Annotated in this window: 18 protein-coding genes and 3 tRNA genes; all 21 read left to right on the top strand. The window is 47.6% G+C overall.

Translation table 11 applies throughout. From position 1 onward, the window contains the following. The first annotated feature begins 147 nt into the window (after positions 1-147). The 21 genes from Q0612_RS06635 to lysS all read left to right on the top strand — a co-directional run bounded on the left by Q0612_RS06635 (position 148) and on the right by lysS (position 19,051). Entirely contained in the window at positions 148-1,503 is a 1,356-nt protein-coding gene (locus tag Q0612_RS06635) for an O-antigen ligase (protein WP_298882375.1), read from the top strand. Positions 1,504-1,992: 489 nt separating this feature from the next. Next, complete coding sequence (locus Q0612_RS06630; protein ID WP_298882372.1) at positions 1,993-2,607, top strand: hypothetical protein; 615 nt, start codon at positions 1,993-1,995, stop codon at positions 2,605-2,607. Between the two features lie 501 nt (positions 2,608-3,108). Continuing rightward, entirely contained in the window at positions 3,109-5,706 is a 2,598-nt protein-coding gene (gene polA / locus Q0612_RS06625; protein ID WP_298882370.1) for a DNA polymerase I, read from the top strand. A gap of 39 nt (positions 5,707-5,745) precedes the next feature. Then, positions 5,746-6,558, top strand: coding sequence for a bifunctional DNA-formamidopyrimidine glycosylase/DNA-(apurinic or apyrimidinic site) lyase (gene mutM / locus Q0612_RS06620; protein ID WP_298882432.1), 813 nt, complete (start codon positions 5,746-5,748; stop codon positions 6,556-6,558). A gap of 12 nt (positions 6,559-6,570) precedes the next feature. Continuing rightward, positions 6,571-7,179 (top strand): dephospho-CoA kinase, encoded by a 609-nt coding sequence (coaE, locus tag Q0612_RS06615; RefSeq protein WP_298882366.1) that lies wholly within the window; start codon positions 6,571-6,573, stop codon positions 7,177-7,179. Beyond that, positions 7,163-7,789, top strand: coding sequence for a lytic transglycosylase domain-containing protein (locus Q0612_RS06610; RefSeq protein ID WP_298882364.1), 627 nt, complete (start codon positions 7,163-7,165; stop codon positions 7,787-7,789). The genes coaE and Q0612_RS06610 overlap by 17 nt, the downstream gene beginning before the upstream one ends. 109 nt (positions 7,790-7,898) lie before the next feature. Next, positions 7,899-7,984, top strand: a tRNA-Leu gene (locus Q0612_RS06605). Positions 7,985-8,013: 29 nt separating this feature from the next. Beyond that, positions 8,014-8,099: transfer RNA gene (locus Q0612_RS06600), tRNA-Leu, on the top strand. 185 nt (positions 8,100-8,284) lie between these two features. Further along, positions 8,285-8,370 (top strand) — tRNA-Leu (locus Q0612_RS06595). A 128-nt stretch (positions 8,371-8,498) separates the two neighbouring features. Continuing rightward, entirely contained in the window at positions 8,499-9,089 is a 591-nt protein-coding gene (locus Q0612_RS06590; protein ID WP_298882361.1) for a hypothetical protein, read from the top strand. Between the two features lie 7 nt (positions 9,090-9,096). After that, positions 9,097-9,588, top strand: a complete 492-nt coding sequence (locus tag Q0612_RS06585) for a hypothetical protein (RefSeq protein ID WP_298882359.1) — start codon at positions 9,097-9,099, stop codon at positions 9,586-9,588. Positions 9,589-9,738: 150 nt separating this feature from the next. Continuing rightward, positions 9,739-10,530, top strand: coding sequence for a transporter substrate-binding domain-containing protein (locus Q0612_RS06580; protein ID WP_298882356.1), 792 nt, complete (start codon positions 9,739-9,741; stop codon positions 10,528-10,530). Between the two features lie 98 nt (positions 10,531-10,628). After that, the gene (locus Q0612_RS06575) at positions 10,629-10,799 is read left to right on the top strand and encodes a type II toxin-antitoxin system HicA family toxin (protein WP_298882354.1); all 171 of its coding nucleotides are present in this window, start codon (positions 10,629-10,631) and stop codon (positions 10,797-10,799) included. A gap of 38 nt (positions 10,800-10,837) precedes the next feature. Next, positions 10,838-11,227: a type II toxin-antitoxin system HicB family antitoxin gene (locus tag Q0612_RS06570; RefSeq protein ID WP_298882351.1), complete on the top strand. Its 390-nt coding sequence runs from the start codon at positions 10,838-10,840 to the stop codon at positions 11,225-11,227. A 188-nt stretch (positions 11,228-11,415) separates the two neighbouring features. Next, a complete protein-coding gene (locus tag Q0612_RS06565) occupies positions 11,416-12,414 on the top strand; it encodes a biotin--[acetyl-CoA-carboxylase] ligase (RefSeq protein WP_298882348.1) in 999 nt (332 codons plus the stop codon). A gap of 121 nt (positions 12,415-12,535) precedes the next feature. Continuing rightward, positions 12,536-13,312 carry a type III pantothenate kinase gene (locus Q0612_RS06560; protein WP_021719714.1) on the top strand — a complete coding sequence of 259 codons (777 nt, stop codon included), beginning with the start codon at positions 12,536-12,538 and terminating at the stop codon, positions 13,310-13,312. 97 nt (positions 13,313-13,409) lie between these two features. Further along, positions 13,410-14,417 carry a tRNA dihydrouridine synthase DusB gene (gene dusB / locus Q0612_RS06555; protein WP_298882344.1) on the top strand — a complete coding sequence of 336 codons (1,008 nt, stop codon included), beginning with the start codon at positions 13,410-13,412 and terminating at the stop codon, positions 14,415-14,417. Between the two features lie 58 nt (positions 14,418-14,475). Beyond that, positions 14,476-15,402, top strand: a complete 927-nt coding sequence (locus Q0612_RS06550) for a quinate 5-dehydrogenase (protein WP_298882342.1) — start codon at positions 14,476-14,478, stop codon at positions 15,400-15,402. A gap of 9 nt (positions 15,403-15,411) precedes the next feature. Beyond that, the gene (locus Q0612_RS06545) at positions 15,412-16,497 is read left to right on the top strand and encodes an NAD(P)-dependent oxidoreductase (protein WP_210683867.1); all 1,086 of its coding nucleotides are present in this window, start codon (positions 15,412-15,414) and stop codon (positions 16,495-16,497) included. Positions 16,498-16,583: 86 nt separating this feature from the next. Next, complete coding sequence (gene greA / locus Q0612_RS06540) at positions 16,584-17,060, top strand: transcription elongation factor GreA (protein WP_021719710.1); 477 nt, start codon at positions 16,584-16,586, stop codon at positions 17,058-17,060. A gap of 17 nt (positions 17,061-17,077) precedes the next feature. Next, positions 17,078-19,051, top strand: a complete 1,974-nt coding sequence (gene lysS / locus Q0612_RS06535) for a lysine--tRNA ligase (RefSeq protein WP_367181701.1) — start codon at positions 17,078-17,080, stop codon at positions 19,049-19,051. The last annotated feature ends 446 nt before the right edge of the window (positions 19,052-19,497 follow it).

Genomic DNA, 19,497 nt, shown 5'->3' with positions numbered 1-19,497 from the left:
GCTGTTTGCTAACCTTCTTGCCTGCCCCTCGGGGAAGGTGCCGAGCGTAGCGAGGCGGAAGGGGGAGTATCTGCGTCGCAATTAAATATCGTGCTGCGATATATTAATTGCTCGTTTAGAAAATAGAATTTTTTGTTAGGGTGCATCATGACAAAACTGGCAAATTATCTCGAAAATAAAATATGGTATATGCTGCTGTTTACTGTGGCAGTTATTCCGCTGGAGCAGGAGTTCACATCCTTCTGCGTAGCAATGACCTTTATCAGTGCTGTGCTTGTGTCGCATGTTAAGGGACGTCCGCAGCAGGAGAATGTGCTGAAGCCGTGGCAGCAGGGAGCGTTTTATCTTCTTTTGCTGATTGCGGTTGTTTCGGTATATTTTTCCTTGGACAGATTTTTGTCCTTCTGGAATCTGGTATATGTTGTAGGCCAGTATGCGGCGCTGTTTTTTGTTCTGCTGCGCTACGGTCGCAGCAGTGAGCAGGACAGGGCAGGTCTGACTGCTTGCGCTATTGAGCCGCTGTCGCAAAGCGAGGCCTGGAAAAATGCCGACACTAAGCAAAGGCTGGCACTTGCGTGGCAGCGCTTCGGCATGCTGCCGCGTCCGCTGCAGCTCATGGGCGCCTTTTTAATCGTATCGCTGCTGGTGAGTGCCATCGGTATCGCGCAGAAGATTTTCGGCGTTACGGCTGAAGGTATCTGGGTGGACCCGGCGCAGTTCCCTGATTTGAAGGTGCGCGTTTTCTCTACGCTGGTCAATCCCAATATCCTGGCAGGCTATCTTGTGCTGGTGGTGGCTTACAGCACAGCCTTTTTCAACCAGACTAAGGCGTATAAAAAATGGCGTCTGGCCTTTCTGGCAACGGGACTTTTGGCAGCAGTCTGCCTGCTTTATACATATTCACGCGGTAACTGGGTAGCCTGCGCTGTGATGCTGCTGGCGTTCTGCGTGCTTTTCTGCCGTAAGGCTTTTATTCCTATATTGGGCGGCGGCGCTGCTGCGCTGGCACTTGGCGGGCAGGCGGTGCTGCAGCGTCTGGAATCTATCCGCGGCGGCTATGGTGGTGACACCTCTATTGCTTTGCGTATGGCCTATTTAAAGAGCACCAAGTGGATTATTGAGGAATTTCCTCTTGGTGTAGGCTGGTACGGCTATCGCTTTGTTTACCCCACGTACAATTTTTATCTGGCAGATAAGAACGTCATCATGTACCACTGCCACAATATTTTCCTGAATATCTGGGCAGAGCTGGGAGCACATGGCCTATTGATGTTTCTTGTTATCTGGTTCGGCATTTTTCTGCCTGCAGGCTGGAAACTGGCCTATCATGGACGCAGCTTGTGCCTGAAGGCTATGGGACGCGGTTATGTGCTGGCAACAGTAGGCATTATTATTGGCGGATTGACAGACCACGTTTACTTTAATACCCAAATGGGATTACTGTTTTGGACCTTGGGTGGCTTGACACTGCTTTGCGCACGCCTGAATGAGCAGTGTGATTGAGCTAAATATATAACTACAAGGAATACTTAATATTCTCAATAGAAATAAAGAAAAAATAGAATGCATATTAATGATAAGTAAGAAAATATTAAAAATTCTTTTAGAAAGCGCTGGACAAATGCATTAATTAGTAGTATAATTACGCTTGTGAAACAGTTACTGGAAAATTCTTACTTGCAGATGATAAAAGGTATCGGTACTCCCTGTGATTGCTTACAAAATCGCAGGGAGTTATATTTTTCAGCGATTTTTTCAGAAAATAACAAAGAGTCAAACGAATTTAAGGCGGTGTAACTTATACTAAACCAGGTATAAGAAAAAGCTTGCTTAGGGTATTGGAAAGGAGGAAGATTAAGTCCTTGTTTATTGATGAATTTGGTAAAGAATAATAAATACGGAAGGCGTGATGTAATGCATAAGTGTAATCCTCCGAGTATCCAAAAAACTATTGCTTTTTATAGAGATAATTGTGAAAGCTGGGCCCATGCTTTGGCATTAAATACTAAGTATCATGTTAGTGTAGAAGCATATGAGGAGCTGCCACCCTGGAGCCTTGTCCATAACGCTAATGGCAGTGACCATTTCCTGAAAGATAACATTATCATGCTCAAGGTCTGTGATTTGGAAAAAAGGCTTGTCTATTATCCTGTCTTTCCTGAAAAAATGGGACTCAGGCTGCTGGAAGCATGGGAGATGCCGGTGCCACCGAAGTTGACAGCCTTTGAGCAGGATAATGAAGCGGACGAAAATGTTCATCCTGCCAATAGAAGCTTGCGTAATCTTATAGCCTTTGCCCGCTTGTTTATGCTGACGCAGAGCCGTTGGCACAAGCCGATGGCCTATAGCTTCAACAATATTATTTCGCAATTATATCTTGTACCGGATACCGGTGTTTCGCCGGAGACTATTCAGCTTATTAATAACGTCATTGGTGAATATATTAATGATGATTCACAGGAGCATTATATCAAATGTGCTAATCTGCAGGATTTTCTTGCCTATCTGAAAAACAAGTATATGCTGGTGCCCTTCAAATCTGATGATTTCAGATGTTTGCGGCAATTGCTGCATAGCACTTATCCTAAGGAAAAGTTGTATTTTTAATATAAATTCTCAAGCGCAGAACCAAAACATCAAGTGGTTCTGCGCTTTTTTTGCCATAATGGCAACAAGAAAGCAGAATAATACTGCTATATTGTGAAAGAGGGGACGGTTACTAAAATTCTAACTCGACAAAAATTAATTAAACGAATTAAAAGTAATTCTAACTCGATAAAACGAGTTAAAATGAGTTAGAAACGAGTTAAAATCGAGTTAAAACTGAATTAGATTTAGCAGTACTAAGATTTCACTAGGCACACCAGCGCCGCAATACGTTATTACCTGTTCCTCTTTGCCTTTCGCGGTTTTCGCGATAACTCAACAGAACCCGATGGTATCGCCAAGTGATACTGTCGGGCTTTTTTATAATGCAACGGCAGATGCTGAAGGGCGGTATAAACTTTGGGCTTTCTTACATATTAGTTACATATTTTCTTGCCTTGCTATGATATAATAATTATATTAATGTTTATTCTATGTGAGCGGCATAGAGGAGGAGCAATTATGGCAGATAAATTTTTAGTTATAGATGGCAGCAGCCTGATACATAGAGCATTTTTTGCGCTACCGCCGCTGACTACGCGTCAGGGCATCCATACGGGAGCAGTTTACGGCCTGTGCAATATGCTGCTGAAGCTTTTGGATGAGGTGAAGCCGCGTTATATGGCGGTTGCCTTTGATAAATCGCGCAAAACCTTCCGCAGCAAGCTGTATGCGGAGTATAAGGCGCAGCGTAAGCCTACTCCGAGCGAGCTGAGCGAGCAGTTTCCTTTGGCGATGAAGGTTTTGGAATGCATGGGAATCCGCACGCTGGAGCTGGATGATTATGAGGCCGATGATATTATCGGTACCTTTGCTGCGCAGGCACCGCCGGAGGTTGAGGTTATCATTGTTACCGGTGACCGCGATGAGCTGCAGCTTATTGATAAGCGCACCAAGGTTTTTTATACCAAGCGCGGCATCAGCGATATTCAAGTTTTTGATGAGGCGGAATTTGCTGCCAATTACGAGGGCCTGCAGCCTAAGCAGCTGATTGAGCTGAAGGGCCTGATGGGCGATACCTCGGATAATATTCCCGGCGTGCCGGGCGTAGGTCCTAAAACAGCGATGAAGCTGATTAAGGAATACGGCAATGTGGAAACGGTGCTGGAGAATATCGACAAGGTTTCCGGCAAGTCGCTGAAAACGAAGCTGACAGACAACAAGGAATCTGCCCTGCTGTCCAAGCATCTGGCAACAATCTGCACGGAGGTGCCGGTTGATACTGCTGTACAGACCTATGAGCTGCAGCCGCTGAAGGAGGAAGCGCGCGCACTGCTGCAGGATCTGGAGTTCCGCAATATGTATGAGCGCTTTGCCGCGGTACTCGGCGGTGCGCGGGACAGCTTTGACCTTTTCGGTGAAGCTGTTGAGCAGGAAGGCTTGCCGCAGGTGGCAGTAAATACACCGCAGCTGGCAGAGGAGCTGTTTGCAGCTTTGGCTAAAGCAAAGCAGCCTGTTGCCGTGTATGCTCAGGTAGCAGGACAGCTGCCGGAGCTGTATTTCAGCAGTGCCGAAATTTTGGTGGACGATAAAATTTATGTGCTGGACGCACAAAGCGGCTGCTGGGATAAATTCGACAGCTGGCTGGCAGATGCAGGCAGCAAAAAGATAACGATTGACAGCAAGGAGCTTTATAAATGCTGCCTGTGCCGCAAGGTGAAGGTGCATGGAATAGTTGATGATGTAGCCCTGGCAGGCTATGTTGCCGACCCCGGCCACAGCTCCTACAGCCTGGAGGATTTGAGCCGCCGCAATCTGCCGGGAGTACTGGCAACGCCTTGCGAAAATCTGCTGCAGCTCGCATCTAAGCTGCGCGGACTGTTGGCTGAGCAGCAGCAGCTCAAGCTGTATGAGGAATTTGAGCTGCCGTTGGCACCGGTGCTGGCGCAGATGGAGTTTGCCGGTATTACGCCAGACAAGGAGCTTTTGCTGCAGCTGAACGAAGATATGGGGCACCGTATTGCCAAGCTGGAGTCTTTGGCACAGGAGCAGGCAGGCGAAGAGTTTAACCTGAAATCTCCCAAGCAGCTGGGCGTGATTTTATTTGAACGACTGCAGCTGCCGGTAATCAAAAAGACGAAAACAGGCTATTCTACCGATGCCAAGGTATTGGAAGCACTGGAGGGCAAGCATCCGCTGATTGCTACCATTCTGGAGCATCGCAAGCTGGCGAAGCTGCAATCCACCTATCTGGAAGGACTGCAGCCGTTGATTAATCCCAAAACGGGACGCATTCATACGCACTTCCAGCAGACGGTGACGGTAACAGGACGCTTATCCAGCACTGACCCTAACCTGCAGAATATTCCTGCACGTACGGAAGAAGGCAGACAGATTCGCCGCATCTTTGTTCCGGGAGCAGGCTATGACCTTTTGATGAGCTGCGATTATTCGCAGGTTGAGCTGCGTATTCTGGCCTGCATTGCGCAGGATGAGCTGCTGTTGGAGGCCTTCCGTCATGGTCAGGATATCCATGCCCGCACAGCTGCCGAGGTTTTCGGTGTGCCGCTTGAGGAGGTAACGCCCGAAATGCGCAGCCGTGCGAAGGCCGTTAACTTCGGTATTGTTTACGGTATCAGTGACTTTGGCCTGGCCAAGCAGCTGGATGTCGGCCGCAAGGAGGCAGCAGGCTATATCGACAGCTACTTTGAACGCTATACAGGTGTAAAAAAATATATGGAAGATATTGTAGCCAAGGCACGTGAGCAAGGCTATGTCAGCACGCTGATGGGGCGCAGACGCTATCTGCCGGAAATCCGCAGCAGTAATTTCAATCTGCGCAGCTTTGCGGAGCGTACCGCTATCAACACCCCGATTCAGGGAACTGCCGCAGATATTATGAAGAAGGCTATGATTGCCGTGCAGCGCGAGCTGGATAAGGCGCAGTGCAAGAGCAGAATCCTGCTGCAGGTTCACGATGAGCTGGTGCTGGAGGTTACTGAAGACGAGAAGGAGCAGGTAGCGCAGCTGGTGCGCACAGCCATGGAAGGTGCTGCAAACTTGGATATTCCGCTGCTGGCTGACGTTAATTGCGGTCGTGACTGGGCGGAAACAAAATAACGGATACTTTACGGAAAGAGGGGAAGACCTGTGCCGGAAATGCCTGAGGTGGAGCAGGTGCGCAAAACACTTGCGCCTCATATAGAAGGAAAGAAAATTTTAGCAGTAGAAATATATTTGGAGCGATTGATAAAATATCCTCAGCCTGATGCCTTTATCAAAGGACTGGTGGGTAAAACTATCATAAGCGTAGGCCGACGCGGTAAATACCTGGTGCTGCATACTGCACCGAAGCAGCAGCTGATAGTGCATCTGCGCATGACAGGCGCGCTGTTGGCGCAGCCGTCAGCTGCACCTGCACCGGCTTATGCTAAAATCAAGTTTACGCTTTCTGATGACGTGACGATGTGGTTTACGGATATCCGTACCTTTGGTACGCTGTATCTGGTAACTGATAATGATACATATATTGAAGGCTACGAAACACTGGGGCCGGAGCCGCTGAGCGAGGGCTTTACTGCCGCATATCTGTTGCCGTTGGCGCAAAAAAGCAAGAAGGCTATCAAAAGCTTTATTCTGGACCAGCAGATTATCGCCGGTCTTGGCAATATCTATGCCGATGAATGCCTGGCTCTGTCAGGTATTCTGCCTATGCGCAAAGCCTGTAGCCTGAGCGCTGCTGAGATAGTGCGCTTGTGTGAGGCAGTCAATGCGGTAATCGCGCAGGGCATCAAAAATCGTGGTACAACCTTCCGCGATTATAAGGATGGCGAAGGAAATAAGGGCGATAACCAGAACCATCTGCTGGTGTACGGCCGAGGCGGCAAGCCATGTAAAAAATGCGGTGCGCTGCTGCAGACAACCAAGGTTGGCGGCAGAGGCACAGTTTATTGTGAGCATTGCCAAAGGTAGGAGTAGAGAATAATGATAACAATTGGTTTGACGGGAGGCATTGCTTCCGGTAAAAGTACAGTTTCGGCAGAGCTGCGTAGCCTGGGACTGCCTGTTTTTGATGCGGATGCCGAAGCACGCCTGGCGGTAGCTGCAGGCAGTGAAGGACTGGCGCAGGTGATTGCCGTACTGGGCAAGGAATATCTGAGCGAGGAAGGAACATTGGACAGAGCCAAGGTTGCCGAGCGTATTTTCCACGATAAGGAAGCGCTGAAGGCAGTGGAGGCGATTATCCATAAAATAGTCTGGCAGGCGGCAGAAGACTTTCTGGCAGCCAGCAGCAAGCAGGGACATAAGGCAGCAGTGCTGGATGTGCCGCTTTTAATTGAATGTGGCTGGCATAAGAATGTGGACAGCGTGTGGCTGGTATCTGTCAGCCGTCAGCAGCAGGTGGAAAGAGCAATGCTGCGCAGCGGCATGACAGCAGACGAGGTGAATGCGCGTATTGAAGCGCAGATGTCGCTGGCGGAAAAGAAAAAGTATGCCGATGTAGTTCTTGATAACAGCGGCAGCCAGGCGGAAACCATGCAGGCTGTACGCGTACAGCTGGAGCTGCTTTTAGGCAATGAGCGTGAAGGTTAAGCGCAAGGCCCGCAGCAGACGGCGCAAGAAGTTTGGGCGTCTGCATAGCTGGCTGCTAATGTTTGGCGTGCTGTTGGCAGTATGCTTTGGCTGCTGGAAGATTTGGAGCAGTGATGCTGTGCAGATGCGCTTCGTATATATGTGGGATTATCAGCAGGATATTGTGACCTACAGTAAGAAAAATAATGTAGATCCTTTTCTGGTTGCTGCCATTATCAAAAATGAAAGCAACTTCAAGCATGATGCTGTTTCCAAAGTGGGCGCTGTCGGCCTGATGCAGATTATGCCGGAAACAGGACGTTGGATTGCCGAGCAGATGGGCCTGGAGAATTATCAGGACAGTGATTTGTACCAGACGAGAAAAAATATCCGCATGGGCTGCTGGTACGTAGGCGAGCTGGAGCACGAATTTCAGCATAACCTGGTACTGCTGATGGTGGCCTACAATGCGGGACGCGGGCAGACGCATGAATGGATGCAGGAAAACGGCTGGGACTATAATTTCAATGATATAAAATCTATTCCTTACCCTGATACCCGTGAATATGTAGCTAAGGTTATGCAGGATAGGGATAAATATTATCTGCTTTATAAGGATAAGATAAAATAATAGCAAAAGAAGATTTTATAAATTTTTTTTGCAAGGTTACTTGACGAACGCGTCAGAGTATGCTATTATATCTATGTTGCTTATGATAGCAACGAAGTGAATAAAGCATGCGGTAGTGGCGGAACGGCAGACGCGCTAGCCTCAGGAGCTAGTGGGGGAGACCCCGTGGAGGTTCAAATCCTCTCTACCGCACCATTTTTATTTATGAACTTTATCCCAAAGACGCGGTCGTGGTGGAACGGCAGACACGCCACTTTGAGGGGGTGGTGGGAGAAATCCCGTGTGGGTTCAAATCCCACCGACCGCACCAACATTGAATTGATGAGGACTTATGTTAACGCATGAGTCCTTTTTTGTTTTGTGTTTTGGGTTGTTTTATAAGAAGATGGTTTGGCAGATATTTTTTGAAAAAAATTAAAAATAGTGTTGACAAGGTAATCTGTTTGTGGTATTATATCTATGTTGCTTATGACGGCAACGAACTGAATACAGTATGCGGTAGTGGCGGAACGGCAGACGCGCTAGCCTCAGGAGCTAGTGGGGGAGACCCCGTGGAGGTTCAAATCCTCTCTACCGCACCATTTAAATCTCAGGTCTAAGAGCATGGCTCTTGGGCTTTTTTTATTTTGCTTGCGAAAGCTCTGTAAGTATGAGAAAATGTAAGCATAGTATGAGCTTCTGACAATAATATCTAAGGGAGTGTGTGCTTATGGTTTTTGATAAACTGCAGAGTATAAACAGGAAAACTGCTGCTGTGTGTTTGGCGGCGCTGCTGACAGGCTTTATTGCCGGGGCAGGCTATGCCTGGAGCAGCAATAAAACCTCACCGCATTACAATGCGGCGAAGCTTACGGGAGAGCTGCATTATGCCAAGGTAGAAACAGGCAGACTGCAGTGCGTTGTGCTGCAGGATAAGGCTGCTATGTACAGTGATCCGTCAGGTCTGCATGGAAAGGTTGTTGATTATTTGTCTGCCGGTGTTAAGCTGGATTATATTGATACAGTTTCCAGTCAGGATAAGGATGAACGCTATGCTGTTACGGAGCAGCAGCTGCAGTTTCGCAAGTTTTTCGGAAGGCGGCATATTATTCCTGCCGGCTCGCAGGTACTTATTCTGCAGCCTGACCGAGGCAGCGGTGAAACTAAGGGACGTGTTGTGGTTGATGACAAGGAATATGACCTTGATTTTTCTACCAATCTGCTGCGCTTTCCTTATGTAGGCCAGTGGAAAAAGGTTGAATTCAACGGCAAGCCGGGCTTTGTGAAATACAATGCGCTTTCGGATGCGAAGCTGATGTGAGGTGGGCATGATGAGTAATAAGCTGGTAATGAGAATTGCGGCATTTCTCTGCCTGCTGGCGGGCTTTGCAATCGGTATGAATATTTTTGGACTGAAGGACAGAAGCTACAGTGTGAAGGAGGGCGACAGCTTTTACAGTCAGCCTTCTGTGACTGCTCAGCCGGCAGGCGGCTTTGCCAAAGGCGAGGAGCTGGATGTGACAGATAAGCTGGAGCTTGCAGAACCTACTGCGGTGAAGGTGCTGCAGACTAAGATAGTAGAGGATAAAAACCGCACTAAATATCAGCTGCGTGAGGGTGATGTTTATAAGCTGGCGGAAGCACGTATGGATAAGGCGAATACCCCTTGCGTGATTGAGGTGCAGACTACTAAGGGAGCAACTGCTAAGCTGGAGGTTGACAAGGCCTTACTGCAGCCGGTTGATGAAGGCACGTGGCTGCAGGTGCGCAGCAAAGGCGGAGCCGCTGCCTGGGTGCGTGTGCAAAGCAAATGGTATTAGATGCTTGCTTGTGTAAATAGCTTAACACTTTTCTTTTAATTAATTTCATTTCTGCAAAAAAGTGATAAAATTCTAGCTAAGCGGTGATAAATATTGTATAATACATCCAAAATATCTGCTGCATAACAGATAAGAAAGAAGGATGGTAGTATGGTAAACTTAAAGAAATTATGTGTAGGTGCGCTGTTGGCAACGACAATTTGCGGTATGGGTGCTTTGACTCCGAGCGCAGAGGCAGGAAAAATTGAAGATGTTCAGGCTCGCGGTGTTTTGCTGGTTGGCAGTACCGGCGACTACAAGCCTATGAGCTATCTTAATAAAGAAACCGGCAAGTATGAAGGATTTGATGTCGAGGTAGCGGAGCTGTTGGCACAATCCTTGGGTGTTAAGGTGCAATATGTACCGACTACATGGAAAACACTGCAGGCTGACACTATGGCCGGAAAGTTTGACATTGCTATGTGCGGTGTTACAAGAACCTTTGCCCGTGAGCAAAAAATGAATATGTCTCATGGCTATCTAACATTCGGTAAGACGATTTTATGTCGCAAGGCTGATGCAAAGAAATTCACATCTGAAGCGGACCTGAATAAGAAGAGTGTTCGCGTTATGGTTAATCCCGGCGGCACAAATGAAAAATTTGCTCTGAGCAATCTGCCTAATTGCACGCTTTTAGTACATCCGCAAAATGCAGAGATTCCTGCACTGATTGCCGAAGGTAAGGCTGATGTTATGATTACAGAAACTATGGAAGCACGTCGCTATGTGCGTGATGATGCCCGTCTGGCAGCACCTCTGCTAGATGATCCGTTTACGAAAAATCACTTTGGTATCTTGATGGCTAAAGGTGACCAGGATTGGTTGAACTACGTAAACTTCTTTATGGAAGAAAAGGATATGGATGGTACGCTTGATAAGCTGGAGGACCAGTATATCAAATAAAGGTTGATTTATGAGCCGCTGCACTTAGGTGTGGCGGTTTTTCTTTCATCTTGACAATATGCGCATTAATACGTATAATGATAACAGGGAGGGAGCTAATGAAAAGACGCGAACTTCTGAAGCTTTTTGCTAAAGCTGGCTGGTATTTGAAACGTAATGGTTCACGGCATGATATCTATACAAATGGCGTTGACAGTGAAGCTGTTCCACGTCATCCTGATATCAATGAGCGTTTGGCAAAAGCACTGATTAAAAAGTGGGGTCTTTAATGGCCCTGCTTTTTAAGGGATTTACGGAGGTACTTATCATGAAAAGCGTAGCTTATCCTATTATTTTAGAAAAAGAAGCTGATGGTTATTTTGTAACTGTACCTGATATTGACAGATATACACAGGGGGAAGATATAGCGGACGCTATGGAAATGGCACGTGATTTGATTTGCTTATGGTTGCTTGATCTGGAGGAATCCGGAAAAAGTATTCCGCAGCCTGCGTCGATAGAGCTTAATGTCAGCAAGGATGCTATAGTAACCTTTGTTGATGTAAATATTGATGAGTACAGGAAAAAATACGGTACACGTGTTGTGAAGAAAAATTGCACGATTCCGGCCTGGCTCAATGCCCGTGCCGAGGCTATTGGCGTTAACTTCAGCCAAACATTGCAGGAGGCGCTTTTGGCCAAGATTGAAGCTTGCTGATTTCCAACCCGTAATACTTGCAGCAGTTCATTATGAGCTGCTGCTTTTTACTTTTATCGAAGGCATCGTTCACTTTAGACTTGACTTTTGGTTAACCTGGTGTTACTCTTTGCATATCGGAATGTCTTTACAGACAGGCTTTAGACTGATAAAGAAGAGTATTAAGAGAATCGGAGAGGATGATATATATGCGTAAACGTATTTTGGAGCTGCTGCGTAACAGTAAGGGGACACCGGTTTCCGGTGAAGAGATTTCCAAGGAGCTGGAGGTTTCGCGCACTGCTATCTGGAAGCATATCCAGGCATTGAAGAACGAAGGCTACGAGATTGAATCCGTGCCTAAGCGCGGTTATATTCTGCGCGAGGTTCCGGACCGTCTGTTCCCGCAGGAAATTTTGTCCCATCTGCAGACCAAATGGCTGGGACGCAATATCTGCTATCGTGACAGCGTTGATTCCAGCAACAATCTTGCCAAAGCATTGGCCAACGAAGGCTGTGAAAATGGTCTGCTGGTAGTAGCAGAGGAGCAGGGCGCAGGCAAAGGACGTTTATCCCGCGGCTGGATTTCCCCTTATGCAAAGGGTATCTGGTTTTCCGTGGTGCTGAAGCCGCCGTTCCTGCCGCAGGAAGCATCCAAATGTACGCTTTTGGCAGCTGTTGCCGTAGTAAAGGCTATCAACAAGATTGCCGGCGTTCATGCCGCTATCAAATGGCCTAATGATGTGCTTTTGCTGGGACGCAAGCTTGTAGGCATCCTGACGGAGATGAATGCCGAATTCGGTCATATCAATTATGTTGTTATCGGCACCGGCATCAACACCAACGCTTCTCCCGAAGATTATCCCGAAGAAGTACGCAATTTAGCTGTTTCTGTGGCTGATGCCGCAACGGAGCCTTTTACCAGAGTACAGCTTTTGTGCGATATCCTCAAGAATATGGAGGACCTGTATGAAACTGCGGTTCAGGAGGGCTTTGACCCCGTGTTTGACGAATGGCGCCGTTATTCCTGCACCTTAGGTCAGGAGGTAAAGGTTATTGCCCCTGATATGACTTATTTCGGTACGGCCGAGGATATTGATGAGGAAGGCCTGTTGGTTGTACGCCGCGAGGACGGCAGCAAGGAAAAGGTTGTTGCCGGTGATGTTTCTATCCGTCCGGCGAAGGCTAAGGGGAATGAGTACGCGTAAAATGGTAAGCGTTAAATAGCTACAATTTCTTCTTGCAATATTTCCGCTTTGTGGTAAAATAAAAAAGGCTTTTATGCCGTATTTTGCGAATGGAACGCAGATTTCCGAGGAGGATCTTAGAATGTTACTTGTTGTGGATGTAGGAAATACAAACATCGTAGCCGGTGTTTTCGAGGATAAGACTTTAAAGGTACACTGGCGCTTTTCTACAGACCGTTCTAAAACTGCAGATGAATTTGGTATTATGCTGCGCAGCATGTTTGCTTATAGTGATGTGGAAATGGATAAGATTTCTTCCGTCATTATTTCCAGTGTTGTGCCTCCGGTGCTGATTCCCTTGTGCCACATGTGTGAGCGCTATTTCGGTATTAAACCGATGGTTGTAGGACCCGGCGTTAAAAACGGCATTTTCATTAAATACGATAATCCGAAAGAGGTTGGTGCAGACCGTATTGTCAACGCTGTAGCAGCCTTCCATAAATTCAGTCATTTGGGCAAGCCGATGATTATTATTGATTTCGGCACTGCCAACACCTTCTGTGCGCTGCTGCCGACAGGTGAATACTTGGGCGGTGCTATTGCGCCTGGCATCGGCATTTCTACAGAAGCGCTCTTCCAACGTGCGGCAAAGCTGCCGCGTATCGAGCTCGTTAAGCCTAAATCCGTAATCTGCCGCAATACTGTAAGCTCTATGCAGGCAGGTGCGATTTATGGCTTCGTAGGTCAGATGGAGGGCATTGTCAACCATATGAAGAAGGAGCTCGGCGGTGATGCTTATGTTATTGCTACCGGCGGATTTGCCAATACTATGGCTGCGGAATCTGATTGTATTGATGTTGTAGAGCCTTTCCTGACTTTGGATGGTCTGCGCATTCTGTACGAAAAAAACGCTAAATAAGAGCAGGGATTTATTCCGTCGCTCGTGATAAAAGAGTTAAAGCTGTCGTGAGTAGCGTTTTGCTGCGCGGCAGCTTTTTTCGATAGGAGTTATTTTTATGAATATTGGTAATATAGAGCTGTCTGCACCGTTGGCGCTGGCGCCGATGGCAGGCATTACGGATTTGCCGTTCCGCCTGATCTGCCGCCGTCTGGGTTGCGGTATGACCGTGTCGGAGATGGTTAGCGCCAAGGGCCTGCTGTACAAAAACGTCAAAACTACCGAAATGCTGCGTATTGATGACGGCGAGCGCCCTACGGCTATCCAGCTTTTCGGCAGTGTGCCGGCGGAGCTGGCAGAGGCTGCACGCATGGTAGAGGCCAGCGGTGCGGATATGATTGATTTTAATATGGGCTGCCCGGTGCCGAAGATTGTCAATAACGGCGAAGGCTCGGCGCTGATGAAGAATCCGCGGCTGGCGCATGATATTCTGGCGGCGATGGTGAAGGCCGTCAAGATTCCGGTGACGGTAAAGTTCCGCGCGGGCTGGGACGATGCCAATCGCAACGCGGTGGAGATTGCACGTGCCGTGGAGGCGGCAGGCGTGAGCTCTGTTGCTGTACACGGACGTACACGCCAGCAGTTTTACGAGGGCAAGGCCGACTGGAGCATTATTGCCGACGTGAAGCAGGCCGTAAAGGTGCCTGTATTCGGCAACGGCGATATCTTTACGGTGGCAGACGGATTGCGTATGCTGGAGCAGACAGGCTGCGACGGACTGATGATTGGACGCGGCGCTGACGGCAACCCGTGGCTGTTTACCGCACTGGCGGCAGCACTGCGCGGCGAGCCGCTGCCGCAGCCGCCTTCTCTGAAGGAGCGGCTGGCGCAGGCATCTGAGCATCTGGCGATGCTTATTGCTTACAAGAACGAAGTTGTTGCGGTCAAGGAGATGCGCCGCCACATTTCTGCTTATCTTAAAGGTATGCCGCATGCGGCGGAATTCAGAGGACGCTTTCACAAGGTTGATACGCAGGAGCAGTTTCAGCAGCTGCTGGCGGAATACAGTGAGTGCGCGCATCACTATTATGAAACAGAAAAACATTTTGCATCTGGCATTGTCTAAGACGCGTAAATATGTTAAAATAATAATTTGTAAAAGAAGCATTTAGGGAGTTAAAAACATGGAAGCAGCTAACAAAGCAAAACATGTAGTAAGTATCAGTTTGGGGTCATCGAAACGCGATGCTGGTGCCGTATTGGAACTGGGAGGGAGCAAAATCAGTATTGAGCGTCGGGGAACCGACGGCGATTTTGATAAAGCTCGCGAGCTTCTGGAGCGTTGGGACGGCAAAGCGGATGCCATCGGTCTTGGCGGTACGGATTTATATGTTTATGCAGGCAAAAAGCGTTATACCTTCCGTGAGTCGGCTCATCTGATTGCCAATGTAAAAAAGACACCGGTTTTAGATGGCAGCGGCCTGAAAAATTCGCTGGAGCGTAAGCTGATTCAATCGCTTGCGGCCGGCGGCAAGGTGCCGATAAAGGGCAGCAAGGTGCTGATGGTCTGCGGTGTGGACCGGTTCGGTATGGCGGAGGCCTTGCTGGAGGCAGGCGCTAAGGTAACCTTTGGCGACCTCATTTTCGGGTTGAATGTCAATAAGCCGTTATATTCGCTGAAGGCACTTTCCTGGTGGGCGGCACTGCTGGCACCGCTTGTTACAAAGCTGCCGGTAAGCTGGTTTTACCCTATGGGCAAGGAGCAGGAATTACGGGTAGTGCGTCATCCGGAATATTTTCTGGAGAACGATATCATTGCCGGTGATTTTCATTATATAAAAAAGTTTATTCCGGATAAGCTGCCGGGAAAAACGATTATTACTAATACAGTTACTGCTGCTGATAGAGTGATGCTGCAGGAAGCAGGAATCAAAATGCTGATTACGACAACTCCCTGTATTCAAGGACGCAGCTTCGGCACCAATGTTATGGAGGCCATGCTGGTTGCATTGCACGGCGGTAAAGGACCGCTCACGGCGGATGAATATCTGAAGCTTTTAGAGCATTATCATATAGAATCTTCTGTTGAGTACTTTGGTACGAAGGAGTAGTTTGTTTTTATGGAAAAATTTGCTTTTATTCTACATCCATTATCCCTGCAGGATATGGAGCATTTATCACCCTTGATGAGGTATATCCCGGACCCGATAATTGAAGCATGTCTGAAAATGAAGAAGCCGTTCAAGGTTTCGCATATTACCGGCATCAAGAGTCCTTATGCTGAAGCCGAAGGCTGGTTTATCGGCTGTCCGCTGACTGCTAAGCAGATGGTGGAGCTGCCTGAGGAATTTGTTATGGACAGAATTATCGAGTCCGGCAAGGTTGCTCAGGAGCTGGGAGCCAAGATTGTCGGCCTGGGAGCTTTCACTTCTATTGTCGGCGATGCAGGCATTACTGTAGCTAAGAATCTGGATATAGCAGTTACCAGCGGCAACAGCTATACCGTTGCTACCGCTATTCAGGGCACTAAGCAGGCTGCCCGAATGATGGGCAAGGATTTGAAGGAATGCCGTGCTGTCGTAGTCGGTGCCACCGGCTCTATCGGTGCTGCTTCCGTACGCCTGCTGGCCAAAGAGGTTAAGCATATTACGCTTGTTGCCCGTCATATGGGACCGCTGGAGGAGCTGGCGCAGGAGCTTATTGAGCAAAATCATTGCGAGGTTGCCGTAAGCCAGGATATTCGCACCTCTCTGCAGGAGGCTGACATTGTTATTACCGTAACCAGTGCGCTTGACTTCTTGATTGAGCCGGGCGATTTGAAGCCGGGTGCCGTAGTATGCGATGTTGCGCGTCCGCGTAACGTATCGCGTGATGTATCACTGAAGCGTAACGATGTGCTGGTAATCGAAGGCGGCGTTATTAACGTGCCCGGTGACGTAGATTTTCATTTTAACTTCGGCTTCCCGCCGCACACATCCTATGCATGCATGGCAGAAACCATGATTCTGGCACTGGATGGCCGTTATGAAAACTTCTCCTTGGGAAGATCCCTGGATATCAATAAGATAAATCTTATTTCTCAGCTGGCAGATAAGCATAACTTCAAGATGGCGGGCTTCCGTAATTTTGAACGTGCTGTTTCTACCCAGCATATCGAGGAAGTCAAGCATAACGCTCAGCATGCTCTGGCAGTGCATGGCTGTTGATATTGACAAGTAAATCCGGCAACATATATAATCAATATATGCGTGTAAGTAAATTTTTATATAAATAATGATAAAGGAGCAGGAACATGGCAAGCAAGGAAACTATTTTAACAGCTGATGGCTTAAAAAAATTACAAGAAGAATTAGCTCAACGTAAGGGCGAAATCCGCGAAGAAATCGTTGAACGTCTGAAAGAAGCAAGAGCACAGGGCGACTTGAGCGAGAACTCCGAGTACGATCAGGCCAAGGAAGACCAAGGTAAAAACGAAGGCCGTATTCTGGAGCTGGAGCAGATGATTAAAACTGCTACCATCATCGATGACAGTGCCAGCAAAGCAGCAGGCATTGTATCTCTTGGTTCTACCGTGCTGCTGAAGGACGTAGAAACCGGTGATGAAGAAACCTATACCATCGTTGGTACTACCGAAGCAGATCCGTTCGAAAACCGTATTTCCAACGAATCTCCTGTAGGCGCAGCAATTCTGGGCCGTAAGGTGCATGATGTTGTTATTACTAAAACCCCTGTAGGTGAATTGTCCTACGAAATCGTGGAAATTAAATAATAAGGAGAAGGGCGACAATGGCAGAGGTAAAGAATAAACCTAATACAGAAGAAGCTGCAGTGCTCACCGAAAACGAAATCAACGAGCAAATGCAGGTCCGCATTGACAAGATGCATAAAATTGAGGAGCATGGCTGGAAGCCTTTCGGCTATCGCTTCCTGTACACCCATCGCGCGGCAGATATCGCTGCGCAGTTCGATGAGCTGTCCGAAAAAGAAACCGAAGTTAAAATGGCAGGCCGTATTATGGCTATTCGCGGCCACGGCAAAACCTGCTTCATGGATATGCAGGATAAGACCGGCCGTATCCAGGTATATGTACGTAAGGACGTTATCGGCGAAGAAAACTATGCGCTGATTAAGCTGATGGATATCGGTGATACTGTAGGTATTACCGGTACTGCTTTCCGCACCCATATGGGCGAGCTGTCTATTAAAGCAAATTCCGTAGAAATGCTGTCCAAATCCCTACGTCCGCTGCCGGAAAAATGGCATGGACTGAAGGACGTTGAAACCCGTTACCGTCAACGCTATGTTGACCTGATTGTTAATCCGGAAGTACGTGATACCTTTGTAAAACGCAGCCAGATTATCAGAAGTGTACGCGAGGTTCTCGACAGCCATGATTTCCTGGAGGTAGAAACTCCTATTCTCAACACCATCGCAGGTGGTGCTGCTGCACGTCCGTTTATCAGCTATCATAATGCTCTGGATATGCAGGTTTATATGCGTATTGCGCCTGAGCTGTACCTCAAACGTCTTATCGTTGGTGGTATGGACCGCGTATATGAAATGGGACGTGTATTCCGTAACGAGGGTATCGACAACCGTCATAACCCGGAATTCACCAGCGTCGAGATTTATCAGGCTTTTGCCGATTACCGCGATATGATGGACCTGACCGAAGAGGTTGTGGTTAAGACTGCTGAGAAGGTTCTGGGCACTACCACTATCAATTATGAAGGCACTACAATCGAGTTGGCTTCTCCCTGGAAGCGTATGAGCATGATTGAAGCCGTAAAAGAATATTCCGGCAAGGACTTCACCAATGTAACAGATCTGGAAGAAGCACGCGCTATTGCTAAAGAGCTGAATGTTGCTATTGAGCCTTCCTTTGGCATTGGCAAAATTATTAATGCCTGCTTCGAAGAATATGTTGAAGATAAGCTGATTCAGCCTACCTTTATTACCGGTCACCCGAAAGAGATTTCCCCGCTGGCAAAGAGCAACCCGGAAAACCCCGAAATCACCGATCGTTTCGAGGCTTATATCTATGGACGCGAAATCTGCAACGGCTTTACCGAATTGAACGATCCTATCGATCAGAAGGAGCGTTTCTTAAAGCAGGTTGAAGAACGCGCTAACGGCGATGAAGAAGCAAATATGATGGACGAGGACTTTGTCAACGCCCTGGAATACGGCCTGCCTCCGACAGGTGGTTTAGGCATTGGTATCGACCGTCTGGTAATGTTCCTGACCAATAGCTCTACCATTCGTGACGTACTGTTCTTCCCAACCATGAAGCCGCTGGGTAAGGCTGCTGTAAGCGAGAAGCCTGACTTTATGCAGGCTCCTGCTGTTGCTGCACCCGTAGAAGAGGCTAAGGAGGAAACTATAGATTTCTCTAAGGTTGTTATTGAGCCTGCTTATGAAGAATATGTTGATTTTGACACCTTCTGCAAGTCTGATATCCGTGTAGTTAAGGTTAAAGAATGTACCGCTGTACCCAAGAGCAAAAAGCTGCTGAAATTTGTTCTGGATGACGGTACCGGTACCGATCGTGTAATTTTGAGCGGTATCCATGCCTTCTATGAGCCTGAAGAGCTGGTAGGCAAGACTTTGGTTGCTATTGTTAACCTGCCGCCGCGCAAAATGATGGGTATTGATTCCTGCGGTATGCTGCTGTCTGCTATCCATGAAGAGGAAGGCGCAGAGAAGCTGAACCTTATTATGGTAAACAACCGTATCCCGGCTGGTGCACGTCTGCACTAAAACTAAAGATATTCTAGCGCTATGCGAAAGCATAGCGCCTTTTTTATCTTCTGTAATAGATACATGAGTGCTTCTGCAATAAGTTTTGGAGGCTGTGTCCGGTTTATGATGACGGTGTATGTGACTGTTTTCAATATAATTGCAGCTGCCTTCAAAACTTTTCCGGAGAATTGAAAAGAAAAACAAGCAAAAATTTACGAAAAAAATCGCGCAGAAAAGAAAAATTTTTACTGATTTTCTGCGCTTTTTAGAGAAAAAATGGCTAAAATCAGCACTTTTTTTGAGATTTTTTGAAGAAAATTTAATGCAGATAAATGCGATGGTTAAGCATGCTTCTTTTTCCACGAATCCAAGTGTTTCACTAAAAAATCTCAAAAAAGTGTCGAAAAAAGTGTTGACATAATGCAGGTCACATGGTATTATATACAAGTCGACGCGATACGGCA

It is taken from the genome of uncultured Phascolarctobacterium sp., assembly GCF_937920985.1.
In the GTDB taxonomy this organism is placed as follows: Bacteria; Bacillota; Negativicutes; order Acidaminococcales; family Acidaminococcaceae; genus Phascolarctobacterium_A.
Note: the sequence above shows the minus strand (reverse complement) of the source record. Positions and strands in the feature narration are given on the sequence as shown.